At 32.1% G+C, this 25,852-nt stretch carries 25 protein-coding genes; 1 reads left to right on the forward strand and 24 read right to left on the reverse strand.

Annotated features, from left to right (window positions below; genetic code table 11):
• Nucleotides 1–124 precede the first annotated feature (124 nt).
• Nucleotides 125–889, forward strand: coding sequence for a glycosyltransferase family 2 protein (locus LEP1GSC202_RS13200; protein WP_015678065.1), 765 nt, complete (start codon nt 125–127; stop codon nt 887–889).
• Between the two features lie 7 nt (nt 890–896).
• On the opposite strand, the gene LEP1GSC202_RS13205 is transcribed toward LEP1GSC202_RS13200, so the two are convergent.
• The 24 genes from LEP1GSC202_RS13205 to LEP1GSC202_RS13320 all read right to left on the reverse strand — a co-directional run bounded on the left by LEP1GSC202_RS13205 (nt 897) and on the right by LEP1GSC202_RS13320 (nt 25,852).
• Nucleotides 897–2,684, reverse strand: a complete 1,788-nt coding sequence (locus LEP1GSC202_RS13205; RefSeq protein WP_083930021.1) for a glycosyltransferase family 2 protein — start codon at nt 2,682–2,684, stop codon at nt 897–899.
• Nucleotides 2,685–2,706: 22 nt separating this feature from the next.
• A complete protein-coding gene (locus LEP1GSC202_RS13210; RefSeq protein ID WP_015678283.1) occupies nt 2,707–4,041 on the reverse strand; it encodes a hypothetical protein in 1,335 nt (444 codons plus the stop codon).
• On the reverse strand, nt 4,038–5,687 hold the full coding sequence (locus LEP1GSC202_RS13215) for a hypothetical protein (protein WP_015678160.1): 1,650 nt from the start codon (nt 5,685–5,687) through the stop codon (nt 4,038–4,040). The genes LEP1GSC202_RS13210 and LEP1GSC202_RS13215 overlap by 4 nt, the downstream gene beginning before the upstream one ends.
• Nucleotides 5,684–6,445, reverse strand: a complete 762-nt coding sequence (locus tag LEP1GSC202_RS13220) for a glycosyltransferase family 2 protein (RefSeq protein ID WP_015678177.1) — start codon at nt 6,443–6,445, stop codon at nt 5,684–5,686. The genes LEP1GSC202_RS13215 and LEP1GSC202_RS13220 overlap by 4 nt, the downstream gene beginning before the upstream one ends.
• Before the next feature lie 4 nt (nt 6,446–6,449).
• Complete coding sequence (locus tag LEP1GSC202_RS13225; protein WP_015678309.1) at nt 6,450–7,511, reverse strand: NAD-dependent epimerase/dehydratase family protein; 1,062 nt, start codon at nt 7,509–7,511, stop codon at nt 6,450–6,452.
• Nucleotides 7,512–7,520: 9 nt separating this feature from the next.
• A complete protein-coding gene (locus tag LEP1GSC202_RS13230) occupies nt 7,521–8,582 on the reverse strand; it encodes an NAD-dependent epimerase/dehydratase family protein (protein ID WP_015678239.1) in 1,062 nt (353 codons plus the stop codon).
• A 48-nt stretch (nt 8,583–8,630) separates the two neighbouring features.
• Nucleotides 8,631–9,755 carry a glycosyltransferase family protein gene (locus LEP1GSC202_RS13235; RefSeq protein ID WP_156825386.1) on the reverse strand — a complete coding sequence of 375 codons (1,125 nt, stop codon included), beginning with the start codon at nt 9,753–9,755 and terminating at the stop codon, nt 8,631–8,633.
• A 58-nt stretch (nt 9,756–9,813) separates the two neighbouring features.
• On the reverse strand, nt 9,814–10,827 hold the full coding sequence (locus LEP1GSC202_RS13240) for a glycosyltransferase family 2 protein (protein ID WP_015678311.1): 1,014 nt from the start codon (nt 10,825–10,827) through the stop codon (nt 9,814–9,816).
• Nucleotides 10,824–11,705: an alpha-1,2-fucosyltransferase gene (locus LEP1GSC202_RS13245; protein ID WP_015678296.1), complete on the reverse strand. Its 882-nt coding sequence runs from the start codon at nt 11,703–11,705 to the stop codon at nt 10,824–10,826. Before LEP1GSC202_RS13245 ends, LEP1GSC202_RS13240 begins: the two co-directional genes overlap by 4 nt.
• A gap of 3 nt (nt 11,706–11,708) precedes the next feature.
• Nucleotides 11,709–12,347 (reverse strand): DUF268 domain-containing protein, encoded by a 639-nt coding sequence (locus tag LEP1GSC202_RS13250; RefSeq protein ID WP_015678407.1) that lies wholly within the window; start codon nt 12,345–12,347, stop codon nt 11,709–11,711.
• The gene (locus LEP1GSC202_RS13255) at nt 12,344–13,147 is read right to left on the reverse strand and encodes an IS3 family transposase (RefSeq protein ID WP_015675630.1); all 804 of its coding nucleotides are present in this window, start codon (nt 13,145–13,147) and stop codon (nt 12,344–12,346) included. The genes LEP1GSC202_RS13250 and LEP1GSC202_RS13255 overlap by 4 nt, the downstream gene beginning before the upstream one ends.
• Complete coding sequence (locus LEP1GSC202_RS13260) at nt 13,144–13,410, reverse strand: transposase (protein ID WP_015675631.1); 267 nt, start codon at nt 13,408–13,410, stop codon at nt 13,144–13,146. Before LEP1GSC202_RS13260 ends, LEP1GSC202_RS13255 begins: the two co-directional genes overlap by 4 nt.
• 211 nt (nt 13,411–13,621) lie before the next feature.
• Nucleotides 13,622–14,419 (reverse strand): hypothetical protein, encoded by a 798-nt coding sequence (locus LEP1GSC202_RS13265; RefSeq protein WP_015678141.1) that lies wholly within the window; start codon nt 14,417–14,419, stop codon nt 13,622–13,624.
• Entirely contained in the window at nt 14,419–16,464 is a 2,046-nt protein-coding gene (locus tag LEP1GSC202_RS19485) for a glycosyltransferase (protein ID WP_015678025.1), read from the reverse strand. Before LEP1GSC202_RS19485 ends, LEP1GSC202_RS13265 begins: the two co-directional genes overlap by 1 nt.
• A gap of 326 nt (nt 16,465–16,790) precedes the next feature.
• Complete coding sequence (locus LEP1GSC202_RS19490; protein ID WP_167321717.1) at nt 16,791–17,807, reverse strand: glycosyl transferase; 1,017 nt, start codon at nt 17,805–17,807, stop codon at nt 16,791–16,793.
• A gap of 62 nt (nt 17,808–17,869) precedes the next feature.
• Nucleotides 17,870–18,973 (reverse strand): DegT/DnrJ/EryC1/StrS family aminotransferase, encoded by a 1,104-nt coding sequence (locus LEP1GSC202_RS13280; RefSeq protein ID WP_015678167.1) that lies wholly within the window; start codon nt 18,971–18,973, stop codon nt 17,870–17,872.
• On the reverse strand, nt 18,970–19,407 hold the full coding sequence (locus LEP1GSC202_RS13285; RefSeq protein WP_015678192.1) for a sugar 3,4-ketoisomerase: 438 nt from the start codon (nt 19,405–19,407) through the stop codon (nt 18,970–18,972). The genes LEP1GSC202_RS13280 and LEP1GSC202_RS13285 overlap by 4 nt, the downstream gene beginning before the upstream one ends.
• A 37-nt stretch (nt 19,408–19,444) precedes the next feature.
• Entirely contained in the window at nt 19,445–20,293 is an 849-nt protein-coding gene (locus tag LEP1GSC202_RS13290) for a methyltransferase, TIGR04325 family (RefSeq protein WP_051125350.1), read from the reverse strand.
• Nucleotides 20,245–21,171 carry a glycosyltransferase gene (locus tag LEP1GSC202_RS13295; protein WP_015678072.1) on the reverse strand — a complete coding sequence of 309 codons (927 nt, stop codon included), beginning with the start codon at nt 21,169–21,171 and terminating at the stop codon, nt 20,245–20,247. Before LEP1GSC202_RS13295 ends, LEP1GSC202_RS13290 begins: the two co-directional genes overlap by 49 nt.
• Before the next feature lie 330 nt (nt 21,172–21,501).
• Nucleotides 21,502–22,149: an FkbM family methyltransferase gene (locus LEP1GSC202_RS13300; RefSeq protein ID WP_015678246.1), complete on the reverse strand. Its 648-nt coding sequence runs from the start codon at nt 22,147–22,149 to the stop codon at nt 21,502–21,504.
• A gap of 58 nt (nt 22,150–22,207) precedes the next feature.
• The gene (locus tag LEP1GSC202_RS13305; RefSeq protein ID WP_015678307.1) at nt 22,208–23,488 is read right to left on the reverse strand and encodes an ABC transporter ATP-binding protein; all 1,281 of its coding nucleotides are present in this window, start codon (nt 23,486–23,488) and stop codon (nt 22,208–22,210) included.
• A gap of 30 nt (nt 23,489–23,518) precedes the next feature.
• Nucleotides 23,519–24,391, reverse strand: a complete 873-nt coding sequence (locus LEP1GSC202_RS13310) for an ABC transporter permease (protein ID WP_015678352.1) — start codon at nt 24,389–24,391, stop codon at nt 23,519–23,521.
• Nucleotides 24,392–24,417: 26 nt separating this feature from the next.
• Nucleotides 24,418–25,179, reverse strand: a complete 762-nt coding sequence (locus LEP1GSC202_RS13315; RefSeq protein WP_015678118.1) for a methyltransferase domain-containing protein — start codon at nt 25,177–25,179, stop codon at nt 24,418–24,420.
• Nucleotides 25,180–25,489: 310 nt separating this feature from the next.
• Entirely contained in the window at nt 25,490–25,852 is a 363-nt protein-coding gene (locus tag LEP1GSC202_RS13320) for a hypothetical protein (protein WP_051125354.1), read from the reverse strand.

Here is a 25,852-nt window from a genome sequence, read left to right on the forward strand (position 1 = left end):
TAAAATCAAACGAATGCTACGCTCTGTTCACTTAGCTGAATTCATATATCAATTACTAAGATTTTTACTGCTTAATTTATTAATTCAGGTTTGATCCGAGAAGGCAAAAATATAACCTAGTTCTATGAGGTTGGTTTCTTCGATTGTATTGTATAAAAATCCAAAAGAAGTGATGCAAAAAGCAATCGATTCTTTTTTAGAAGGCAAAGACGATCGTAGGGTCATTTTAGTAGATCACTCTCCTACTAATGAATTAGCCAGCTTAGCAGGAAAACAGGTCACTTATTTTCATAATCCAGACAATCCAGGATTTGGGGCAGGTCATAATTTTGCATTCGCCAATTCGCCAGAATCGGATTACTTCATCATTCAAAATCCTGATGTGTTCCTAGATCCAGGTTCGATGGAACTTTTGCTCGAAAAACTAAATCAAGATCAAAATATCGGCATTATAACTGGAAAGATACTCAACTCAGATCGAACTCTCCAAAAGCTCCTTAAAAAAGATCCCAACATTCTAGCACTTTTAGCTCGAAGATTCACCTCACTAAGCAATCTATCCATCTTTAAAAAGGCATTAAATAATTTTGAATTTGATGATATGTTTTACGAAAAGGAAAATACTGTTCCAGTAATAAGTGGATGCTTTATGGTTATACCAAGCACTGTTTACAGAGAGATAAAGGGCTTTGACGAAAGATTCTTTTTGTATTTTGAAGATTTTGATCTTTGTCGGAAAATTAGAGAAGTCGGTAAAAAAGTGTATTACTTCCCTAATGCCTCAATCGTTCATCTTTGGAAAAGGGGTGCCCACTCTTCCTTTAAACATTTATTTTATTTTACTAGGAGTATGTTTCAGTATTTTCGGAAATGGGGAGGATGGTTCTAAACTAAAATTATCTAACTGACCAATTAAGATAAAAATTAGCTTTAGATCGATTCAAGTTAGGATTATAAGCTGGGTCTAGGTATCGATCCGTAGACCAAGTAGAAATCATATAATTCACCTCACTTTGAAATCTCTTTTTCTTTTCTAATGTATCTTCTTGTCCTCTCGAAAGTGACTCATGATGATACATCACCGCATGAGGTGTCCATACGACTCTTAATCCCAATTGTTTGACTTTTAAACAAAGATCGATATCATTGAAAGCTACTGCCAACTTTTCTTCATTCAAACCTCCTACTTTTTGATAAAGAATCGATGGAATCATAAGGCAAGCTCCTGTCACAGCTGAAAAACTTTGCCTTATAATAGCCCTATTAAAATAGCCTGAAGCATTACCGGGCATCAAATGATTAATTTGCCCAGCCACACCTCCAGTGCCAATTAGCACACCTGCATGCTGCACCAAATTATCAGAATATAATAATTTAGCTCCAACAATGCCTACGTTGTTTTGAATCTGAACAGATACCATTTCGGTTAACCAATCAGGCTGAAATATTTCAGTATCGTTATTTAACAAAAGTAAAATGTCACCTTTCGCATTCCTTGCACCAATATTATTTAATTCAGAAAAATTAAAAGGTCTATCATGTCTCACGATTTTAATTCTAGAGTCATAAGTTTTTAATGAATCAAAATAATTCAAAGATTCGAATTCTTGTGAACCATTATCGATCAAAATAATTTCGTACTTAGAATATTTGGTAAACTTTATTAAACTTTCGATACAAATTTTAACAAGTTTGTATCGATCTCTAGTAGGAATAATAATTGAAACTAGCGGCTCCTTTTTTGGCAAAAAATAGACTGGTTGAAATAATTTTTCCTTTTCAAAAAATCTTAAACTAGCATCGATATTTAACCTATTAAAATGATCCATTAATAGCTTTTCAGTAGCTAATTTTGCATAACTTTTCTCATCTTGATTTAAAGAAGCACTACCTTTTATCATTCGCCAATGGTATAAAATTTCTGGAATATGAATGATCTGTGACGAATCTATCTTTTCAATGATTCGCAGCAGAAAGTCGTAATCTTGAGCACCTTCGTATCCTTCTCTAAAACCACCAACCAAATCAGCATATCCTTTCTTGATAACTACAAAATGACATAAATAGTTATAACCTAAGAAGAGATCATAATTCCAATCTGGTTTAAAATGAGGTGATACTCTAATACCAAATCGATTTAATTTATCTTCATCTGAATAGAAAAGAACAGCTTTCGGGTACTTATTTATGGCTTCGACAACTCTAAATAATGCATTGCGTTCTAAAACATCATCATGATCCAAAAAAGAAATATACTCTCCCGTAGAATATTTTATCCCGTCGTTACTAGCCTTTGAGATATGTCCATTTTCTAATCTGAAATAAACTTTAATTCTAGAATCAAGTGCACTTAATTCTTTTAAAAATTGAATTAAAATCGAACTATTAGAACAATCATCAATAACACAAAGTTCCCAATGAGGATAATTTTGCGTTAACACAGAATCAATCGCTTTTCTTAAAAATTGTAAATTAGAGTTATAAGTAGGTAATATAATTGAAATTTTAGGGAAGGAAGTAAAATGATTTGTACTGCTAATTAAATTTCGTCTATTCAAAAACAGAATAACACGCTTAAAAATTAGCCATAATTGATAGTTATCAAAAAAACAATTCCCACTCCCCAATATAGAAGGGAAATTTTTCATAATCACTTTCTTTAAAATTTGTTTTAAACGTATCATAAACTAAACGGTAAAATAATAATTACTTAAAAAAACTCCAACCCTTATGTTCTAAAATTCGTAATTTATCTTCTATATAATTTGAATGGGGATAAATTTTATAATTTTTTTGACATATTTTTAAATCATGCGATTTCAAATAACAATCAACCCATTCCCTTTTTCCATTTGCATGATATTCCAAAACACTCAACTCTCCTTTTCTGAAAAACTCAATGTAAAAACTAAAAAATAAAATAAGAGTTGAGAAAAGTAACTTTGACCTATGTAAATTTATTATTAAATAGTAAAAGCATAATATAAGGGAATAAATTCCTAAGACCATATAAGGTAAATACCTAGAAGATTGTCCCATTCTTTCCCCGACACAAACCCTTCCAACAGCTGTATTCAGCTGAAATAGAAGTGAAAATGAGGATAACAAAAAGAGAACTAAAAATATAGGTTTTTGAACTCGATGATTCAATCTCGATGTTATAAAATTTGCAATAAAATAAAATAATACTAATACTTGCAGAATAAAAAGGACCAAACCTAAGAATGCATTCTCTTTAAAACCTAACAAATATGCATTAGAATAAGAAACAAAAGATAAATATTCATTTGGATAAGGATGTGGGAACTGAAAACAGTCTGTTGCAGAATGAAATTTGTAACTTAAGAAAAATGAAAAAAGAATTAGTATAGAAATGAAAAAACCAATTAATATTTTTTGTGTTTTTCTTAATGGAGTTCTAAAAAATTCTGAATAAAATATGAAGACAAATGGTGTTATTATCCCAATAAAAAAAGCAAACCCTGTGTATACGGCAAAAAAATTAAGTAATAAAAAAAGGCCTAATTTAAACCAATCATTCCAATTTAGTATACATATGTAGGCCATAAGCAGTATTAACAATATTGGAAATGCACCGTGAGATGGATTTGGTGTAATAATCATCGTTTCATAAAACCCGATACTCAAAAAAAGAATCGATATGGTTAATGAATCCAAAGGATTTGATCCAAGTAAACGTCGTTTAATATATATGGCAATTATACTTGCAAAAACATAAATAAATCCTATTAAATAAGATGAGACCCTAGTATCCAAATCAGATAGTTCCAAAAAAAATCTATCTATAACAAAAGCAATACCCTGTCTATGTGGAGCATGTATATAAAGAAAAGAATCAAAATATGATTCATTTATCCAAATAGTATGAAAATAATCCCATTGATCCCAAAAAGGAATATTTACAGAATATAAACTAATTAAGTGAAAAAACCTAATAATTAAGAGAAGAAATGAAATTAAAAAAATGAACTGAAAAACATTTCTATAGCTTGTTGTAAAATGATTTTTGAATTTAATCATATCTTTTTTATAGCAAAACCATAACAGCAAACTGAGAATATTATTTTTGATAGACCGAAAGCATTTGTCATATCAATATCCTGATTGTGACTAGGAATCCAGGTTACAAATACTAAAAAATGTAAAAAAAGAAAAATCCATTTCCACTCATTCATTTTATCTAACCCAATGGAAGCCAGAATGAATAATAAAAATAAATTAACATAGGATCCCTGATGAATGATGGTTGCATTCGGCTCAAACATCAATAGAATCCACAGAAGTAATGATCCAATAAGGATTAAAAAAAGTTTCTTTTGAGAAGCGATTAGTATCTCATTTCCACCATTATCTTTAATAAAGACTAGGATAAAACCTATTAATATAAAATCTAGAGATGCAAATGTATAGAAAAACTGATCACTTCTAATCAATGGAATGAAATCTTTTACAGAACTAAAATCTTTAAAGTAACTACCATCAATTAAAGGATTTTTAAAAACAGTAACTAAATTACTAATTTTATTGGAGATAATGGACTCTACAGGTACAGTCGTATACGCTTCTTGGAGCGCACCCAAGAGACTTTGTCCAGTTTTTACTCTTGGATGATTTGGATAGAGGATAGGATCATCTAAATTCCTTTGTCCAGCCATTCTCATTTTGAATAGATGGTCTCCAGGAGGATCGTAATATTTTTGATAAATTGTCCATGGTAAAATTGGAACCAAAGTGAAGATTAGAAATAAAAAATACTTAATTAACTCCTTTCTTTCTTTTATTGAAAACAGAAGAGAAAAATAAAAAACAATTAACATTCCTAAAATAGAAAATAATACCCCTCCATGCATTAAGAAACCTATCGAAAGAGAAATGAATGCCAAAATCATCATGTTGTGATTCTTTAGATTCGATTTGTTAAATAATATAGAATAGGAAAGAGCAAAAGGAATGAACGTAATAATTTTAGGCCATAAAAAGACTGTATTTAATAGAAAAATTCCTGAAAAAACAATTGTTGTTATAACAAACATTGTAGATTTTCTTTTGAGACCAAGGGAACTTAGAAAAAAAAGTAAAGCATTAACCCAGGTTGATTGAATCAACACTCCAATGTAATTATAAAATTCATTAAGTTTGTATATTCCCACTTTAAAAGGCAATAGAAATAAAATTACAGAAGACAGTATAGGAGGTCTATCACTACTTTGCCAGAATCCACCTCTTTGAAAACATTCTTTGATTGAATCATTAGAATAATAAGTGCATTCGGCAAAATTTAATGGTAAATAATTATCAGTCGGTAAGCCAGGCAAAAATCTATCGTTAATATTAATAGGTATAAAATCGGTAATTGAAGTATATAAGAAATATACGGAAAAAAGCAAAAGGAAATCCCTCTTAAGAAATTTAAAAATCTTAGAATGGAAATTTAGATTAACAAAAATAATAACTAAGGAGAAAATGAGAGTAAGGTAACTGAAAATATAGCCATATTGATCATTCAAGAAAAAAACAAAAAACAAACAGTAACAGATAACAAAAGAAAAAAGTATTGAGGTAACAAAAATATCTTTCTTTTGTAAAGTTAACTTATCTCGCAGTAAAATGAAAAATGCAAATCCAGGAATAAAGAATATAAAAAAATAAAATATAGCAGTAATCATTCTGGTTTCGTGATAGATTTTTCGGCCAAAACATCATCTAGAATCAATATTCTTTCAAACCAAATTTTTATCAAAGTTGCAAGGTATCTCCTACCCATTGCCCGTAATTTTAAATTGGATTGCCCCCATTTCCTACCGTACCAATTTATCGGAACGGAACCAATTTTATATCTACGGATCAGAGCAGAAAGAGATAGTTCAATTGTAATATTAAAATGACATGCATACAATGGTTGAATACTTTCAATAACATGAGCACGATATGCTTTAAATGCATTTGTAAGATCGTTGTGCTTGGTTACGAAGATAAGTTGAATTAATTTATTTACAATTCGATTTATAATTAATTTATAAGTAGGATAATCTTTTACTATAGATTTTTTAGTGAACCTCGAACCGTATACACAATCATATCCCTCTTCGATTTTTCGGTAGTATTTCACAATATCCAATGGGTCATCGGAAAGATCTGCCATCACAATTACGACTACATCGCCAGAAAAATATTCGAGTCCAGTTCTAATTGCACGACCAAAACCGCCTGGTGGAGTACGATTTATCAATTTAATCGCTGGATTTTCTTTTGCTAAATTAGCAACAATATCTGGAGTTCTGTCCTTACTATTATCATTTACAATAACAATTTCATATGGAATTTTTTCTTTTTCAAGCGCTTGGACAATTTCTGTTAGAGTAAGTTGGATATTCTCTTCCTCATTGTAGGCTGGAATAACCACAGAAAGTTTCATTTCATTCATAAAATTATACCCGAGTAAGAAGTGCAGAATGTATCTGCGAAAGAATATCTTCTAGGTTATATTTATAATTCCAATCAGGGTAGTGATTTTTGAATTTTCGAACATCACTAATATACCAAATATGATCGCCAATACGATTGTCATTATTATAAGAAAAGTTCATTTTTTTACCTGTGATTTCTTCACAGATTTTTATGGCTTCGAGCATAGAACAGTTAGAGTGCCTTGATCCACCTGCATTGTATACCTCGCCAGAACGTGGATTTCTGTAAAAATGATAGAACATATTTACCAAATCATAACTATGGATGTTGTCACGTACCTGTTTGCCTTTGTATCCAAAAATAGTATAATGACTTCCCGTAATGGCACATTTCATTAGATAAGCTAAAAAACCATGTAATGCAGTACCGGAATGTCCGGGACCAGTGAGGCATCCACCTCGAAAGATTCCCGTTTTCAAATTGAAATAGAGGCCATATTCTTGTACTAAAACATCAGCAGCAACTTTGGAAGCCCCAAACAATGAATGTTTGGTCCTGTCGATACGAAGATTTTCGTCAATTCCAAATTGGAAATATGGATGGCTTTCATTAATCTCCCATCGATTTTCCAGCTCAACCAAAGGAAGTTCATTTGGAGAGTCTCCGTATACTTTGTTTGTTGATGTAAAAATAAAGACAGCTCTCGGGCAGTATTTTCGAAAGTTTTCTAAAAGTACTAATGTTCCATTTGCATTGACGGAGAAATCTTTGAAAGGATCTTTTGCAGCCCAATCATGGGAAGGTTGTGCAGCCGTGTGAATGATAACTTTAATGTCTTCGTTATATCCATCGAATATCTTTTGGATTTCTACCTCATTTCGAATATCAACAGAGTGGTGTTTATAGTTAGGTAGAGTTTTGAGGAGTTGGTTTTTTTGCCATTCGGTTGAAGCTTCTTCTCCAAAAAATTCTTTTCGCATATCATTATCAATACCAACAACTTGGAATCCTTTTTCATGAAAGAATCGAACGGATTCTGCTCCTATGAGTCCAGCAGATCCTGTAATAAGTGCTATATCCATTTAATTACCCTATAATATATGAACCAAAGTAGATTGGTTTTCAATGATCCATTTGTAGATTTCAGCGATCGTTTCCTTTGGTTTGTATTGTGGAGACCAATCGAAAATTTTCTTTGCCTTGGACGTATCGGTGAGATATATCCTAATATCCATTGCTCGATCTTCCGGAATAGATTCAATTGAAACTTGATTACCGGTCAATTTTTGGCAAATTTCTGTAAGTTCACAAAGGCTTAGGCTTACCTCTCTACCTCCACCAACATTAAATACCTGCGCATTGGATTTTTCCCAATTTTCTGTTTGTAGAACAAGTAAATCAAAAAGATCTTTAAAATGAAGAAAATCTCGAACCTGCTTACCTTTTCCTCCATAACCAAAATACTTTAATGGGCGTTTAAAGATATGAGAAGCAAGCCAATAGACAAAAATACCTTGGTCAACTTTTCCCATTTGCCATGGTCCAGTCAATACTCCACATCTATTAATGACAGATCTAAATTTATATAAGTCTGCATATTCCTGAATGATGAGTTCTGAGGCAAGCTTCGTAGTTCCATAGAGAGAACGAATCTTATCTAATGGAAAATATTCACTGATTCCTTTTGAACTTGCTGACGCATAAATTTGATCATCTAACCATTCAAAACGAGTTGATGATTCTTCGAACTTTAGTGCATTTATGTATTCGATGGGATAGATTCGACTTGTGGAAAAAAATACAAAATCAGAGTTATCTCTCCTTGCTAATTCCAAACAATTAATTGTGCCCACTAGATTGGTTTGGATCAAATATTCAGGTGATTCATTCACTCCCGCTAATACGGAAGGTTCAGCGGAACATTCTAAAATTAAATCAATCTTCGGAAGGGAAAGTAGATCTTCTTTTATTCGGATGTCACCATGAATAAATTCGATAGAATTTGACTTGAGTCTAGGTAAATTTAGTTCACCTCCCCTTCTTTTCAGATTGTCCAATGCAAAAATCCTATCGTGAGGATACTTCTTTCTCCACTCTATAGCAAGGTTAGAACCAAGGAATCCAGCTCCCCCAGTTATGAGCAATGTTTTCATTTATGTTTTGAATACTCCATATAAATCGGTTTAGAAATAAAATTCAAATTACAAAGTTAATTGGATCAATTGATCAAAAATTTGATTTTGAGAAGAATTGTAATGAAATATCTGACAGGATGGATAATTTTCCAATCTCTCAGGAAAAGAGCCTACATTAGGTGCAAATATAAAAAGATTCTTATTTATCGCCATCGAAAGAGTAAAAGAAAACGTTTCTGGAATTCTTACAGGAAACCACACAAGGTCTAATCTAAACTCATCAATGAAGTTTTCCAGGCTTTTGTCGTCACTATATCGCCCTGTTTCTTGAAAATTGTCATAGTTGGAAATAATTGGATCTGATTCTCCTATTAGAACAATTTTTGAATTGGGAGAATATTTTAAAAACTGTTCGACAAGACTCCTCCCTTTGTGAAAAGTCAAATGACCAAAAATTCCAATTGTTTTATTTTTTATAACACGCTTACGATATATAATTTTAGGATGATTAAATTCATTGAAGATATCTAATTTTATTTCAGGATAAACTTTTTTAAAATTTTGTTCAACTGATCTTGAAGGGGCAAAAATTTTGATGTTATCAGTAAGTAATAAACTGTCATACTTTGTTCTAAAATCCTGAATACGAAAAGGAAGTCCATTTAATTTAGAATTTATGCATTGATTACACCCTTCTAAATCAGGAAGTCCACAAAAGACATCATTTGGTGACAGAAAATAAAAAGGACAAATTGCAAAATAATCATGTATATAGATTTCGGAAATTTTATATGTTCGATGGACACGAATAAGATCCTGATTCTCTAAACCAGAAAAATGATTAATAATGATTTTGAATTGACGGCTAAACTTTTGAATTAGCGCTACAAAAAAAACCATAAAAAATGTATCAATAATAAAATGTGAACTAAACGACAAAAAAGAAATGGATAGTAATCTATTATTACCATTTTTAGGACCGATTTGGAAGACTGAATAATCAGATGAAGGATATTTCAGATTGATAAATTTTTCAGATCCTCCACCCATCCCGTGATGAAAAATAACTACAGTTTTATCCAGGGAACTAGAAATGGATCTAAGAAAATCATTTAATTTAATTAAGTTCTTTATTGATATCGGAAGATTTCTAATAAAACCATATATACCAAATAACGTTCGAAATAACAAATACCTCCGGAGCTTATTCTTTATAAAAAAATAATAAGTCATTCTTTCACTTTTTAACTCAATTTAAAGTTAATTTAAATTTTAAATTATTCCTTAAGTAATGTAGTATTGAAAGAATGATATACTTAAAATTAAGAAAAAAGTTATCTGAAAAAATAAAATTTATATAGGAAATTTTCTTAAAAAGTTTTAAATTCATATTTAGCAAAACAATGAGGGCCTTCTTCTGTGTTAATATTTTCAAATCTTTTGATGCAGTCGAACTTAAAATTCGTTCAATCCAAGTTAGCAAATTTTTAAAGTCTTCTTCCGATGTAATTTTACCCAATTCAACTCCTATTAGAAAATGACTATTCCAATCAATATCTTCTATTGAAATTCCGATTCTTAATAATTGGCGTGATTGAACGCCCTTAACTGCATCAATCTGTTTCTGTTTTTGAAGAGTTGAAGAGTTATTTTGATGAATACGATAATAGCATAAAACCTTTGGGATATTCCCCATTCGTGCAAACGGTAATAACCTTTCCCAGGCATCATAATCCTCAGCTGGAGCAAAATTTGAGTCAAAGCATATACCATTTTCCTTAAACAATCGATGTTCCATAATGATGCTAGATGTTGCCAAAGGATCTGAAAAAATAAATTCATCTCGAATTTGTTGGTCTGTTTTCAAATATTTAATTGTATTATTTTCAAAACCGAAGGTTTGAATCCACGAACCACATAAATTTATTTCGGAGTTATGTTTTAAAAAATTTAATTGAATTTCAAGTCTATGGTGGTGAGCGAAATCATCAGAATCTAACCATGCAATATACTTTGCATTCGTTAAGGATAAACCTAAATTTCTAACACCTGCTAATCCTAAATTTCTAGCATTTTTGACTATCTTAAATCTCGGTTCCTTGTATGATTTGATAATATTATATGTATCATCATCAGAACCATCATCAATGATAATTGCTTCCCAACCTTTAAAGGTTTGGTTGACTACACTATCTAAACAAACCTTGATAAAATTTTCTACATTATATGCTGGGATAATAAAATTAACTAAATTATCACTCATCTTTTTTTTAATCTAATCCAATCATTTAAAAGAATATTATTAGAAATCGGATCTTCAAACCATGGAGATGGCGCAATAACAAGTGGATTTAAACTAAAATTAGTAAATGCAGCCCACCAACTAAAAGATGAATTGGAAATGATAAGATTTTTAGCATATCTCATTAAGTTCAATTCTTCATAGTCTTGAAAATTATAATCACGAACATTGGTCACGCCAACACCTTCTAGATTCAAAATAGATTCGCTTTCAAAAATACTACTATCTGAGAAAAAAACTACATTTTTAATAGATTTTTGACTTCTAATAAGTTGTACGCCGGCTTGAAAGTATTGATCAGAACAAATACCATGTACTCCCAATACTTTTTCGTTTGTAACGTAATCTCCTCTTCGAATATGAATACAAATTGTTTCTTCACTTAAAACTAATTCCAACAAATTTTTCGGAAAATCTATTTCTGTTTTTAACTTTAACTGTCTTGAAATTCTATCCTTATAAGGTAAAAAATAAGAAGATACTTGCCAATATCCATTAATCAAAGCGTTAGATTGATAATCGAATTCTTGTGGTTTGAATAATTTCTCTTCATTTACAGGAATGATTCCTTTTCGAAGGCCAATTTTTTTAAGAGCCCTATAAAAGAAAGCTCGTTCACGTTTCAGCAAACTTGAATCTAAATAATTGATTTTAAAGTCAAATTTATCAAGCAGAAACTTTCTAGGAGTTTCATCAACAACTTTAAATTCATCCTCTTTCCGATCAAACCAATCTATATCCAGATAAAGATCTGAATTTACTACATTTGCATATATTTGACCGAAAAAATACTGAAATAATTGATTTCCTAAACCACCATAAATCTTACTAACAACCATCTATTAAACTTGCTCTTTAGTAAAATGGAAACAACCACAGGAATAATCATCATTTTTAAAAATCTCAATAGGGCAATTTTCTATGTACCCTCCTTGATCATTTTCTCTTATGATTGCCCAACTTCTCAGCTTCAAATGCGGAAACATATCAAGAATCATCTGAAATGAATAAACTCTATGTGCATTAAACTTCAAAGAAGGTTTTCCAATCGGAACAACGATGAGTAAATCACCGCCAACACTTAATATTCTACTTAATTCCAATGATGCTTTAATATCGCCCTTTCCATCCAATTCATCACCGTATCGTCCTAAACCGATATGCTCTATAACGTGCATGCAAGAAATCGATTTAACGCTATTGGACTCTATTGATATCGATTTAAGATCTACTGAATCTGATTCAAAATTTGATAAGTCAATTTTTGCCGGACGATAATCAAAGAATTTGACTTTCTTGAAAGATGAAATAATCGTAGAAAAATACAAGTATGAAGAAAAGTCATAGTGTATTTCAGGATTAATCTCTTTTATTTTTCGAGAGGCCCAAGCCGTATGATAAATATAATGTCTATCAATTGGACTTGACCTGCCCCCATTTTCAGTACCAATGGATAAGTTAGTTTTCTCTAAACATTTCAACCATAAGATCGCTTAAACTCTGAAGGAGTCAAGTAATTCAATGAAGAGTGAAGACGCTCGTCGTTGTATTCCTTTTGGAAAATTCGCAAAGCATCGGTTAACTCTCTTTGATTTTTAAAGTAGTGTAGATTCAAACACTCATCTCTAAGTTTACCATTGAAACTTTCTATAAATGCATTTTGTGTTGGTTTTCCTTTTTCAATAAAGTGAATTTCTATCCCCTTATCTTCTGCCCATTTCTGGAAGTCTTTGGATGTAAATTCTGTTCCATTATCCAAAACAAATGCTCTTGGAAGTCTTTCGAGGGTGTTTAAATATCTGATCAACTTTTCTGACGAAAAAGTAAACTCTGCCTGAAGTATGGTATTCTCTCTTGTTAAATGATCAATACCTGTTAAAATTCTTTGCTTTCTTCCATCAATCGTCCGTTCGAAAACAAAGTCCATTGACCAAACTTCGTTTGAATTCTTAGGCAATGGTAGTTGCTGTGATGATGCATTTCTTTTCTTTCGCTTCGGTTTTGTCCTTATTTTAAGCCCTTCTAAGCAATATAGTCGATATACTTTCTTATGATTGATTGTCCTACCCGACCTTCTTAACCTTCGGTAAATTCGTCGATAGCCTTCCCGTTTCCATCGAAAAGCAAGTCTTCGAATTTCGTTCATTGTCTCTTCATCAATAGCTTTCGGCTGATAATAATAACTTGATTTAGGAAGAAGAACAACATCTAGGCTTCTGTTTAGAGAAAGTCCCTCTTCAACTAGCAGATCAACTGCTCTCTCCTTCGTTGATCTGCTCAAAACTTTTTTCCCAAAACATTCTTAATTGCTTGGATTTCGAGAGCCATGTCAGCTACCAATCTTTTGAGATTTGAATTTTCCTGCTCGAGTGCCTTCATCTTCTTGATTTCGCTAAGCTCCATTCCTCCATACTTGTTACGCCAGCGATAAAATGTTTGTTCAGTGATTCCGTATTTTCGTGAAAGTTCCTTGATTGGAATACCTGTTTCTGCTTCCTTTAATATCCGAAAAATCTCGCTTTCTTCTATCTTCTTTCTTGCCATAATGCTCTCTCCTTAATATCGGAGAAAACTAACTTAAATATCGGTGCAGTTTTTGGGGAGCAGGTCAGACTTGTAAACGATCTATCATTTAGACATGGGTATAAATCATTCCATTTTAAAGAGAATCTATCATCCTTTTTCAAAAAATAACTTAAGCCAATTAAATAATAATACAAATTTAATATCTTTCTAACTTGATTCTTTAGATAATTCATATTTTGCTAATTTTACCGTGATAATTTTGTAAAAAATTTTGATTTAACTGATTTTTACAAAAAACTAAAATATCAGAAAATTGATCCGTTTTGATTACATCAACTACAACTTCTTCAAACATGTATTCAAATAATTTTCGTACATTCAATTCATCAAAGACATGAAAGTGCAAAAAGGGATATGTAACCGGATATTTTTCATGAAAAGTTTTTTGCCACCCATGCTTCTCAATCGCTGATTGAATGTAATCTTGCGTATGAGTGTCGTCATCAAATCCTGTATCATTTTCAAAATCTTCTATAAAATGCTCTAATGTGTGAGGAATCCGAAAACAATCATATGTATACTTATAATGGGGTATAGCATGAAATTGATAACCATCTTTTTTTGTGATAAAATGAAAATTTAGGAGTAAATTGATTATATTAGGTGAATGCTCCAATACGTTTGAAGAAATTGAATGATCAAACTTCGAATGCAACCATTTAGATTTAGTAGCAAAATGCATATCTAAAAGAATTGTTTTACGATTCCTTGGATACCTGGCTCCTTTTTTTAGATAGATTTTTTCTTGCGTAATATATAGTCTTAATACTCGCAAAAAATCTTTTATTGTCCTGGCATTTTTTAAAGTTAAAACTTCACCAAATCCACCATCGAGAACATTGATATCCGTAACATTAAGATCACTGTAATCAATTAACTGATCAACTAGCCCTCCTATTCGAGCGACATTACCAGTTAATCTTTCTTTCGTTAAGGATTCTATATTTGACTTTAAGAGTAATGACATTAGTGACTCCGAAGTTCCAAAAGGAATTTTTCCATCCGATGAAAAGTTGTATGTTTTTTGTAGGCTTCCTTAAATGCATTTGTGCGAATGTGAGTTAGGTCCGGGTAATTCTTAAGTATAAACATAAAGTTTTTAAAATACTCTGACGCATCTTTCGAATGGAAGAGGGATTCGGGTGAAAATCGTTTCGAAAGTATACATGGATTATCAATTAATTGAAGGATACCACAGGCTGCTAGGATATATGTCCGTTCATTCAATTCACATGGAAATTGAATTTGTTCTGGTATACTTAGATTCAAGCCAACTTTCGCCATGCTGTAAATAACCCTATCTTGTTCTGGATTGATTCTAAAGTTCTTGGTAAAAGGCCACCAAGGCCCTGCAATTACTCCATTGTACTGACTCACAATTTTTGAAAAATATTTAGAAACCCTTTTTACTTTGTCAGGATTATTGGATGCCAAAAATACAAAATCAAATTCCTTTTTATTGTTTTCGACTGGATAATGATACAAAGGATTGCATGCAAATTCAATATTAAAAATTCTATAATTGAATGTCTTAAATAAATCGTACTCCTTTCTGAATTCGATATATTCACTTGTTCTAAAAGAGTAGAAAAAATCTACTTTCCCATTAGAATAATCTTCTAGCCGGGAATATAGCGGACTATTTCCATACTCTTCCAAGGATGCAGTTAAACCCACCTTAAATTGATTTTTTTCTTTGTATTTTAATATAGAAGTCCAATCGAATTGACTCAAATAGGATTCATGATCACTCGAGAGGAATAAAGTGGGCTTAAAAAATTTAAATTTTATATCTAAATCATCTGAACCTTGAAATTTCTCCACCGGAACACCCATAAAATTTAGTGTCTGGTATAAATTATTAAAATATGAATAACCTGCAGGAGAATGCTGATCCTCTGGGACATGTATTAAAATCCTTTCAGAATATCCTTTGTATATATCATCATAGGTACTTAAAGTTTCCTCCCTAATTTCTTTTAATTCACTTTTATAGAAATGTTCATCCCCATGAACTTTATCATTGTCAAATCGCAAAACTAAATTTGAAATAGAAAAGGAATTTTTTTTATTTTGTATTGATATTTTCTTAATAAATTTATCATTCAAAAAATTTTTCTCATAGTATTCTCGATTTTTTACTAATGAGATTAGTTTTTTTATGACTTTCTTGAAGAAATCTCTAACTCTATTGTTAGATGAAAGATTTTTGTAGTAGTCGATGGTGTGTTTAGAATCTGCAAAATTTTTAAATATGGCATCACCAATTTTAATTCTTTCATGAACAGCTAAGTGAAACCATTTCTCTTTAAACTTTAAAAAATCCGCTTTCTGTTTGGAAAAATTTGTAGTTCTTAACTGTGTATTTGCATGAGAGTAATGTTCAATATAAGAATTATCAGCAGGTAATATTTGGTAACCTTTTTCAATTATTTTTAAGGATAAATCACCATCTGCATGATAAAAATGAAAACTATCCTCGTCGATATAATCTACATCTTCAAGCGCCTGTCTCAAAAATAATCCATGGTTAATGAATACTTTTTCAAATGTTCGACCAACCCAGTAATTCTCACTTTCCACAAAAGGATATTCCCGCCAAAAAAATGCAATTCCACCTATTTTGTTACCTTTCTCAAGCAAATCGTTAAATTGAATTAAACCATTTTTCAAGGAACCTGGAACAAAAAGACAATCATCGCTTACCATACATACAAATTTTCCTTGGGAAATTTTGAATCCAAGATTCATGAAATAACCCCAAGATCTTCTATCAATTTCCTTACCCTTCCAAAATCCCCTATTATGTTGAATTATGGAAATGATATCTTTTTGTTCTATTAACCATTTTATCGTACCATCAGTTGATCCACCATCAATTACGATGATCTCACAAGGTTGATTTAGTAATTCTAATTCTTTCCGAACTGATTGTATGGTTAATTTTAAAAAAAATAGTCGGTTATAGGTTCCAAGAACAATTGAAACTACTTTGTTTTTTTGAGAATTCATATGATTTGCAAGTTATGTATTTTAGAAGGGATTTGAAACTTTTCATTGATTTTTCAATGTTTTAAAATCTACCTAATTCTAAAAATTGATTTTACAAGGCCATTTGGATTTAATAAAAAGAAGAAAACGCATTCCTATAATATGTACTCACTAGATTATGATTATCACCGTTATCAGAAATAGCAAGTTTTTTATCAATTTACTGAAAGAGGCGAATCGTACTCCGAAAGAACTTTTGACCAATTAGATTGTTTAGTGATTAACAAATATAATCTGTAAAACCATAGAATAAATCATTTTTTAAGTATTATAGATCCAGTGCATAATCAGGAAATATTTTTTTTTCTAAAGACTGAATACTTTATTAAAATTTTTTTTCTAATCAACAATTTAATTGTAAATAAACGATTGAATATTGCCCCAAATATTCTTTTTAATTTATTACTTTTGCTCAAATAATTAAATTTTAAAAACAAATCATTATATTGTTCGGATAAAAGATAATAATTTGATAACAAACATTTTGCTAATTCATTGAACATTTCTTTTTTAAAATCAGATAGAAATTGATTATTTTCTTTTAAATAATTAAAATAAAGAATATGTATCGCAATACTTGCGCTAGGGATCTCATAGTAAAGAACGATATCCAACTCTCCATCTTTCAATTTCACTTCATGGAAATGATAAAAAACTAAATCAAACTCTTTTCCAGAGGATAGTTCTATCAAACGAATAGAATTCTCCGAACTATATGTCAGCACGTATTGCTGGAGATTCCAAGGAGCTACACCTCCACCCAGATGATTGAGGACATGCACCTTTTCAAATCGCGTTTCCCAATCATCAAGATACTTTTGATCTCCAAATTTTCCATCTTCAAATCGAGCGTAACACCAATCGATACATTTGTCAGCCCACCAATGTAAAGCAGTCAAACCATACGTATCATTCCGAAACAAAATAAATTGGACACAGAATCTACCAGAGGTTCTTGTCACATCATATCGTTCGGAATATCTATGTTCTGTTATAAGAATAGAAGAATCTTTAACTTCATCAAGAAGAACCTGTGGATTCGCAAAGAAATACAAATCTGCGTCCACATAAGTACAATGGCCAATTTCAAAATTTTCTAGACAATATTTGATTACCCAAGGCGTACAAGTCCAACAGTACTCGCCAGCGGACCGAGAAGTTTTTATCGATAACAACGTTTCGTTTTCAAATTCTTTTAAAGAAATAACCCTTACCCTAGAAAGCGAAAGTTTAGATAAACTTTCAAAAGCAGAATCATCAAAAGCAAAGATAAAAATGAAGGAATTTGTATCCTTTTCCAACAAAGAATGCACCATTGTATATCCACGGAGCAAGTAGTTGGAATCAAATAGAGTGCAGTAATAGTTCATTGAAATTGATTGATGACTTTGCAAACTAGCTGAATCTCCTCTACAGAGTGAGAAAAAGAAATTGGTAAACTCACTTCTTCGCTATGAATCTTTTCGCTGATTGGATAGGATTCCAATTTGATTTTGCCTTGGCTTTCCAACTCTTTTATCGCTTTCTGTTTGGATGGAGGAATAGGATAATGAATTTCAGTTTTGATTCCGTTATCTAGAAGAAATTTTCTAAATTCATCCCTTCTCTCAACTAAAATAGGAAAAATATGGTAAGTTGAATGACCTCTGTGAGATAGAGGTAATTTGACAAAAGGATTTTTTACGTTATCGAAGTAAATCTGAGCCAAGTTTTTTTTGTGTTCAATCATTTCGTCCAGATATTTGAGCTTTAAACTTAAAAAACCAGCTTGGATTTCGTCCAACCTCGAATTGTATCCAATGGTTTCATTTTGGTATTTAATTTTAGAACCATAGTTTCTGAGAAAACGAATCTTCTCAGCAATTCCATCATCATCTGTTATAATAGCTCCCCCATCGCCTAATGCACCTAAGTTTTTCGTAGGATAAAAACTAAATGCATTACAAATACCAAAAGTACCAACTTTTTTTCCTCTTTGGACTGTTCCATGAGCTTGGGCACAATCTTCGATAATGTAAAGTCCATAGTCATTGGCAATCGTTCCGATTGCCGCCATATCACAAGGAGCCCCATAGAGATGGACAGGTAATATTGCTTTCGTTTTGGACGTGATTTTCTTTTGAATTTCTTTAGGATCAATTTGAAAGGTACTTGCGTCCGGCTCCACGAGGACTGGAACCAGATTGTTTTGCAGGATACTTAAGATAGTAGCTATATAAGTATTGGACGGAACCAACACCTCAGATTCTTTCGGTAGGTCTAATACCTTCATACTCAGGAAAAGTGCATCAAGTCCAGATGCCACACCAATGCAGTGTTTGGCTCCGAGGTAGTTTGAGAATTCTTTCTCGAATACTTCTACTCGATTCCCAAGTATATACCATCCACTATCAATCGTTTCTTGAGCAATTTTAACTAAGTCTTTAGAAAATCGATGATTGACTGCTTTTAAATTTTCGTATTCGATCAAAAAGACGAATCTCCATTTTTTATACGTATTAAAAAATCATCATAATTGCGAATGTAATCTGACTCGTCATAGAGATCTGACGCTAAAACCATAAGAACACAGCCACTAGAAAAATCTTCCATGGTATGCCACAACATTTTTCCTAAGAATACTCCTACGTTGTCCTTATTCATCAAAATTTTTTGCTTTTGATGACCATCATCCAATCCAAGAGTAAAACTACCATTGATGCAAAAGATCACCTGCTGACAATTCTTATGAGCATGTAATCCACGAACACTAATAGAATTCTCTAGATTATTGATATAGTAAACCCTTTTGATCTCAAACGGAATGTCTTTAGAACCTTCCGCAATGATCAGATTCCCATCTCGATCGTCGTGAATTTTTTTAAGTGTAATGTAGCCAGAGTTTAAAACGCGAATTTTTTCCATTATTTAGTCATAAGAAGATTGTATTTCTTAATCAATCTCAACTTCCATTCTTCTTAAAATATAAGAAATAGTTTTGGGCATGGTCTTTTCCAACTTGCCAACGTTCAAAGGATTTTTCTTCTATCGCCAACCGGTATCCACGCTTTAGAAAGTGCTCTATAAAATCAGTCTTTTTAAAAAACCAGGCAGGATAACTAGAATCCGAAATGGTTTTTGGTGTATGTTGTACTGTCAAATGATCAGATAAGTTCTCTTCCCAGAAAGGTGTTCGGTCGAAAACAACATTTTTTATCTGTAAATCGATTATACTTTGGATCATTTTCTTCGGATCTGGTAAATACTGAATCACTCCACTCAAAAGAATCAAATCGCAATTTTGAATACTGAGAACAGATTCGATGGTCTCATAAAATCTCAGTTGGTGGTTCTGGAAATGCTTTATTCCTACTGAAACAAAATCTTGTTGCTCTACAATATTCCATTGAAGATTTTCAATGGAATTAAGAAAGGTTAAATTTTGAAAATAGCTACTGCCTAATGAACCACCAAAATCTATGAGGCTCAACTTTGATTGATTCTGTAACGCAGTGTTTAACAAGACGGCAAGCAGTGGCCAGGAATACTCCACCCTGTCAAAAAGATACGAATCTCTTTCGTAAATAGCTTCTCCATTTTTCACTTTGAGAAGTGCATTTTTCACTTTTTCCAAAATCTCAGGAGAATCATAACCCTCCGCATCTTTTAGGGCATCTTCCCAAGATGAATAATTCCCACGGAACCATTCGTGGTGTTTAGGCGGAAAAATTCGGTTTTTAACTTTTTTCACCAATCGTCTGATCATGATTGCATTCCTTTCAAAATATTTAAAAACCGTTTTACTTTCCATTTCAAAAGATTTCGAAAGGAATGCTTAGTTTTTCCAGAATATGTAAGGAATTTTTTTATCTCCTGCAAAACCGTTTCATTTTGAGCAATTTCAATTTTTTCTAGAAAGATTTCTTCCTCTATCACCTCAAGGCTCAAATGTTCTTCTTTTCCAGAATGAGTGCCACTTCCATCCAGTCCAATGTTTTGCAGAAGTGGTTTTCCAGGATGTAAACAAAACATGTCTTTTAAAAAAGCACTAGCGTACCAACGAATTGCCCATGAATTATTTTTACCTAAAATCTGTTCTTTTAACATTTCGGTAAATGGGTAAGCCCCCTTTCGATCAAATTCATAAACCAAATTTCTCGTTTGAATTTGATGCAATAATTTTTGACCATCTCTTTCGAATATATTCCAAGCTCGCCTCCAAGTACCCCAACCCCAACAATCGGCACCCCTTAGAAAAAAAGTTTGAGGTTGCACTCCTGTTAATGGATAGTTCCAAGCGTGAACGCAAGCAACCTTAGGCTCGTAACAATAAAGTTCCAATGCTTGGTTCATATAGTTTAAAAAGTATTTACTGACTACCATATCATCTTCAAGAACGATTACACGGTCAAAAAGTTCCAACATTTCCGTTACCCCATGGATGATCGATTCTGCTAGTCCCATGTTATGCTCTCTCTCGATAATAGTTACTTTTTGAAACCCTTTGACTTTTTGCAGAAAATTACGAACATCCCGTACCCCATCGGAATCAACTTCCGATTTGGGTCCATCTGAGTAAATTCTGATTTCAGAATTCTTTGCTTCTCCATTTTTTAATAAAGACTCGATTGTTCTTTTCGTATGGTAAGGTCGATTGTAAACGAAAAGTAGAATTGGGGAATATTTCATGGTTCTTATTATTGCAATTTAGTTTCGAGATAAAGAAGGATATTCATGTATAAAATTCCGATATTTACCTGATGTTTCAGGAAGCCAAACGTGTTGATTTTAGTTATCAATCAATTATCGCTAAAATAAATATCTACTTCGATCTTATATGTAATTCTACTGATTCTATCATAGAAATCTTTCACTATATAATGCCACACAATCATCAGTATACTTCTCTTTTAAAGGGCAAACAAAGTACACATAGAAAATCAAACGAAATACACTACATTCTTATTTTGATTATAATTATCTAACTAGCCAATCATTCCATCTAATATATTTTACTACCTAAATCGGAGCATTTCGATCCAGATAAAAACAAGTTCGGGGAGTTTTGCACAGAAAATTATATCCAATGTCGCTTAAAAATAAATGAATTGGATTTTTCGAAATTGTTTCCAAATCAAAATCTAAAATTTCAATCAAAATTACTTTAGGTCGAAATGTATTCCAATCACCTGATTTTAAAACAGAAATTTCGTTCCACTCAACGTCGATGTTCATAAAATCGATTTCATTGCCATTTGAAAAATCTCGCAAAACGCTCGCTAGAGGTCTCACTTTTATTTTTACTGAGTTTTTTGCCACATAAATGGTCGTTGCCTCTAAGAATTTAACTCTTTCGGAATCAAAAGTATTTAAAGCACCTTCTTCAAATTGATAGTAAGTGAGTTCTGAATCCGTTAAACCGATACCCAAATTCAAATTTTTGTCTCTTTTTCTATGAATTTCAAAGTTACGTAAAGCGTTTGGAGAAGGCTCTATGTTAATACCTGACCAGCCCAATTCATAAAAATATTGGGTATTCGAAAACCGAATTGGGTCGTATGCCCCAATGTCTACATAAAATCCTTTCTGTTTATTCCCGAATAGGTCTCTTAGGATCATATCTTCACCTTCTTGAGAATAGGATCTATAAAAGGAATCTGGTTTCATTTTACGAAATATCCTATTTAAAAAAATTAACCTATATACCCTTTTTAAAATGAACATCTTAATTTTTAACTTCGAGCTCAAAAGGTAGACTAACAAGTCCCATGTTATGATGAGGATCTATTTCGGAAGACGTAATGCTTAACGCTGGTAAGTTAATATTGTTATCAATAACATCATACCATTTTTTTAAATCTTTATCACCAATTGCGAAATACATTAAATATTGACCAACTCGTAAGGAATTCTTGGGGATTTTGAAGGAAAATGGGAATGATTTCCCTATAGCGGGAGAATCTTTTTTAATAACCGTTTTATAGTTGGTAATTACATTCATTGTATGAGGCTCAATTAATATAAAATAAAAAGCTAAACCATCGCAGAGTTCCCTTATATTCAAAACTATATCTAAGTACACATCCTCTTTTGAATCAAAACTCCAAGAATTTTTATTTTTAGTTCTAGGACTAACGCTGGTAAATAAAGCATTACCTTTGCTATTCGTACGATTTAAACGGTCACTAATGGCAATATTTTCCAAATTAGCTTCTTGAAATAGTCCAGTGTATTTTTGAATGCACAAATCTATATCACTATCTTCGATGACCATTCCATTTTTGAGAAGGATTCCTCTTTTGCAGATTGCTTGGAGGGCCTGCATGTTGTGACTTACAAATAATACTGTTCTCCCTTCACTCGAAACATTTTTAATTTTACCTAAACATTTCTTTTGAAATTCCGCATCACCGACAGCCAATACTTCATCGACAATTAAAATTTCAGGTTCCAGATGAGCCGCGACAGCAAAACCCAAGCGAACCATCATACCTGAGGAGTATCTTTTTACGGGAGTATCAATATACTTCTCCACTCCACTAAAATTTACTATTTCATCAAATTTACTTTTAATTTCAGCTGATGTCATTCCAAGAATGGCACCATTTAAAAATACATTCTCTCTACCTGTGAGATCTGGATGAAAGCCAGTTCCAACCTCTAACAGAGCAGCAACGCGACCCTTTATTTTGACCTGTCCCTCGGTTGGTGAAGTAATCTGGGAAAGTATTTTCAAAAGCGTAGACTTCCCCGCACCGTTTCTTCCGATAATCCCAACGACATCCCCTCGCTTAACTTCAAAACTAATATTTTTTAAGGACCATACATAATCGCTCTCACTTGCAAGCACTCGGTCATTTTCCTGGCCAAGTTTTAAGTATGGATCTTCCTTCCCTCGAAGAAGGCTCCACCATCGGTTCAAATCATGTGCCAAAGTTCCAGTACCAATTTGACCTAAACGGTACTGCTTGGATACATTTTCTATGCGTAAAACTATTTCAGACATAATTATAAATTCCTAGCATTTGTTACGGCTTCACACATTGTCGATAAATGACTTTTCTACTCGATTGAAAATCAAAGCGGCTATCAAAAGGAGAATCACTGTAAAACACGAACAACCTAGCAAATAATACCAATTGAAAGTACCCACTCCCAGAAGTATGAAACGAAATCCCTCGATCAAACTTGTGATCGGATTCAACAAAAATATAATTTTAAAGTTCGGAAAATTCTTCTCCACTATGGAAAGTGGATATACGATTGGTGAACAGTACATCAAAAGTTGAATACCGAAGTTTACCAGGAATTTCAAATCTCGATACTTGGTCGTCAACGAAGATATGATGATGCCAAAACCTAATCCAATGGCACCCATTAATAGAATCAAATACGGTATTAAAATTAACAAAGAATTTAAATTTATTTTTGTTCCGTTAAAAAAATAAAATACCATCACACAAATCAAAAGGAAAAACTGTATAAAAAATTTTACCAGATTCGACATTGCGATCGAAATGGGTACCAATAAACGAGGAAAATACACCTTTCCAAATATCGAGGCATTCCCGACAAATGTATCAGAGGTTTTTAAGAGTGTATCTGAAAAATAATTCCAGATGGTGATCCCACTTAGATAGAATAAGAAATTCGGAATACCATCGGTCTCGATTCCCGCCACCTTGCCAAATATAACGGCAAAAGTAAAAGACGTTAAAATTGGCTGAACAAAAAACCAAACAGGACCAAGTATCGTCTGCTTATATATCGAAATAATATCCCGCCTAACAAAAAGAAAAAGTAAATCCCTATAACGAAAAATTTCGCTAAAACTAAAGGAATTCCATTTTCTTTTTGGGGAAATGATAAGACTCCATTCTTCAATACCTTTATTTTTATTAAATGCCATAAATTTATATTAAAAGAACTCACCTTTTATTTTTTTATACTCGCAACCAGCATAATATTAAAGGCACCTTTTTTATTCAAATCATTACGATCTTTCAAAGTTTTCATTTTTTTTGGAGCATCATAATTTACAAATATCGTATCCAGATTTTTACCTAATAATCTTACTATATCCTTTGTACTTTGAACTCTGTCTGGAATTACGGAAATTGCGCGATCGTTTTTTCCAAAGACCGCCTCTGTAACTTCCTGAGAATAAGGCCAATGTTCAAATCCTACTGCAAAAACTCCTCCGTCTTTTAAAACGCGAAGTGCTTCAGATATTACCAATTTAGGAGTTTTGCTATATGTAAAACACCAAGCATATACAATGACATCGAAACTAGAAGCTTCATAAGGCATTCTATGCATATCCCCTAAATCAATTAACGGTGAATATGAAATTAAATCCAGCCCAACAACATTCAAATAACCAAAACCTTTAAAGATCATCAAATCGTTTTCAGTCCTCGGACCAACCACTAAAATTCGCGCATGTTTTTCGAGAAATTCAACTGAAAGTATAGCATGTATAAGATGTTCCATTCGACGCATTGTAAAATCAACTTTTATATGATCAAATGCTAATAGATTATGGGAAACAGTATTGGTTATTGCATTCTCTGATTCAATTGTTCTAAGCTTTTTCCTAATTTTTACAAAGTATACAAATCGAACAAAACCAAACCAATATCGCAAATTAGGATGCAACATAAATGGATGTAAAAATCTTCTTAATCTAATTATCATATTTATCCTTCAAATTATACATTACTTAAAACTAAAACTTTCTCACAAGTATTCTAAATTAAAGCAAATGAGATATTAATTTATAGTAATCGCTTAATAAAAACTCAAAAGCCAATAGCAAAAATAATATTACAGGTTGTAACAAAAGATATTATATTTAAATTCATATTTAATCCATCAACAATTTCATTTCTTAAACACCAAATTCGAAAATAATGACAAATTAATTTTTGTTCTTAGCACTTTCAAATCAATCAGAACAAACTTTCCTTTATAATTACAATTTCTTACAAAGATTTACTTGCATAAATTAGACTTGATTTCCAGAACTAATACTAATGTTTGCCACAAAAGTACAATAACGACCAATTGTGACATCTCCGAGAATGATTGTTCGATCTTGGACCGATGTATAATCACCGATCTCAATTCGATGACTAGGACCTATCTCCACATTTCTTCCAATATAGACACCTTCACCTAAATATAACTCTGTATCCTTTGGTATAATTATATTGGATCCAACTCCAATACCACTGCTTTCTGAAAAAATAAAAGTACCATCGCAACTTAAATTATAACGATTCGAAATTTGCGCAATACGCTCATCAAAAAGTCTATTAAGGAAGGCTTTGATGCGAACAATTAGGTAACTTTTAAACTTACGAAACAT

The organism is Leptospira yanagawae serovar Saopaulo str. Sao Paulo = ATCC 700523 (assembly GCF_000332475.2).
Lineage (GTDB): Bacteria > Spirochaetota > Leptospiria > Leptospirales > Leptospiraceae > Leptospira_A > Leptospira_A yanagawae.

What these genes read in the sequence shown, in the direction of transcription:
- LEP1GSC202_RS13285 (WP_015678192.1), bottom strand. Translation starts at nt 19,407, where the DNA reads ATGGAAAAAATTCGCGTTTTAAACTCTGGCTACATTACACTTAAAAAA.
- LEP1GSC202_RS13200 (WP_015678065.1), top strand. Translation starts at nt 125, where the DNA reads ATGAGGTTGGTTTCTTCGATTGTATTGTATAAAAATCCAAAAGAAGTG.
- LEP1GSC202_RS13230 (WP_015678239.1), bottom strand. Translation starts at nt 8,582, where the DNA reads ATGAAAACATTGCTCATAACTGGGGGAGCTGGATTCCTTGGTTCTAAC.
- LEP1GSC202_RS13205 (WP_083930021.1), bottom strand. Translation starts at nt 2,684, where the DNA reads ATGATACGTTTAAAACAAATTTTAAAGAAAGTGATTATGAAAAATTTC.
- LEP1GSC202_RS13290 (WP_051125350.1), bottom strand. Translation starts at nt 20,293, where the DNA reads ATGGAAAGTAAAACGGTTTTTAAATATTTTGAAAGGAATGCAATCATG.
- LEP1GSC202_RS13300 (WP_015678246.1), bottom strand. Translation starts at nt 22,149, where the DNA reads ATGAAACCAGATTCCTTTTATAGATCCTATTCTCAAGAAGGTGAAGAT.
- LEP1GSC202_RS13215 (WP_015678160.1), bottom strand. Translation starts at nt 5,687, where the DNA reads ATGATTACTGCTATATTTTATTTTTTTATATTCTTTATTCCTGGATTT.
- LEP1GSC202_RS13305 (WP_015678307.1), bottom strand. Translation starts at nt 23,488, where the DNA reads ATGTCTGAAATAGTTTTACGCATAGAAAATGTATCCAAGCAGTACCGT.
- LEP1GSC202_RS13315 (WP_015678118.1), bottom strand. Translation starts at nt 25,179, where the DNA reads ATGATAATTAGATTAAGAAGATTTTTACATCCATTTATGTTGCATCCT.
- LEP1GSC202_RS13245 (WP_015678296.1), bottom strand. Translation starts at nt 11,705, where the DNA reads ATGGTTGTTAGTAAGATTTATGGTGGTTTAGGAAATCAATTATTTCAG.
- LEP1GSC202_RS13240 (WP_015678311.1), bottom strand. Translation starts at nt 10,827, where the DNA reads ATGAGTGATAATTTAGTTAATTTTATTATCCCAGCATATAATGTAGAA.
- LEP1GSC202_RS13295 (WP_015678072.1), bottom strand. Translation starts at nt 21,171, where the DNA reads ATGAAATATTCCCCAATTCTACTTTTCGTTTACAATCGACCTTACCAT.
- LEP1GSC202_RS19485 (WP_015678025.1), bottom strand. Translation starts at nt 16,464, where the DNA reads ATGAATTCTCAAAAAAACAAAGTAGTTTCAATTGTTCTTGGAACCTAT.
- LEP1GSC202_RS13320 (WP_051125354.1), bottom strand. Translation starts at nt 25,852, where the DNA reads ATGTTTCGTAAGTTTAAAAGTTACCTAATTGTTCGCATCAAAGCCTTC.
- LEP1GSC202_RS13260 (WP_015675631.1), bottom strand. Translation starts at nt 13,410, where the DNA reads ATGGCAAGAAAGAAGATAGAAGAAAGCGAGATTTTTCGGATATTAAAG.
- LEP1GSC202_RS13210 (WP_015678283.1), bottom strand. Translation starts at nt 4,041, where the DNA reads ATGATTAAATTCAAAAATCATTTTACAACAAGCTATAGAAATGTTTTT.
- LEP1GSC202_RS13310 (WP_015678352.1), bottom strand. Translation starts at nt 24,391, where the DNA reads ATGGCATTTAATAAAAATAAAGGTATTGAAGAATGGAGTCTTATCATT.
- LEP1GSC202_RS13220 (WP_015678177.1), bottom strand. Translation starts at nt 6,445, where the DNA reads ATGAATGAAATGAAACTTTCTGTGGTTATTCCAGCCTACAATGAGGAA.
- LEP1GSC202_RS13265 (WP_015678141.1), bottom strand. Translation starts at nt 14,419, where the DNA reads ATGTCATTACTCTTAAAGTCAAATATAGAATCCTTAACGAAAGAAAGA.
- LEP1GSC202_RS13225 (WP_015678309.1), bottom strand. Translation starts at nt 7,511, where the DNA reads ATGGATATAGCACTTATTACAGGATCTGCTGGACTCATAGGAGCAGAA.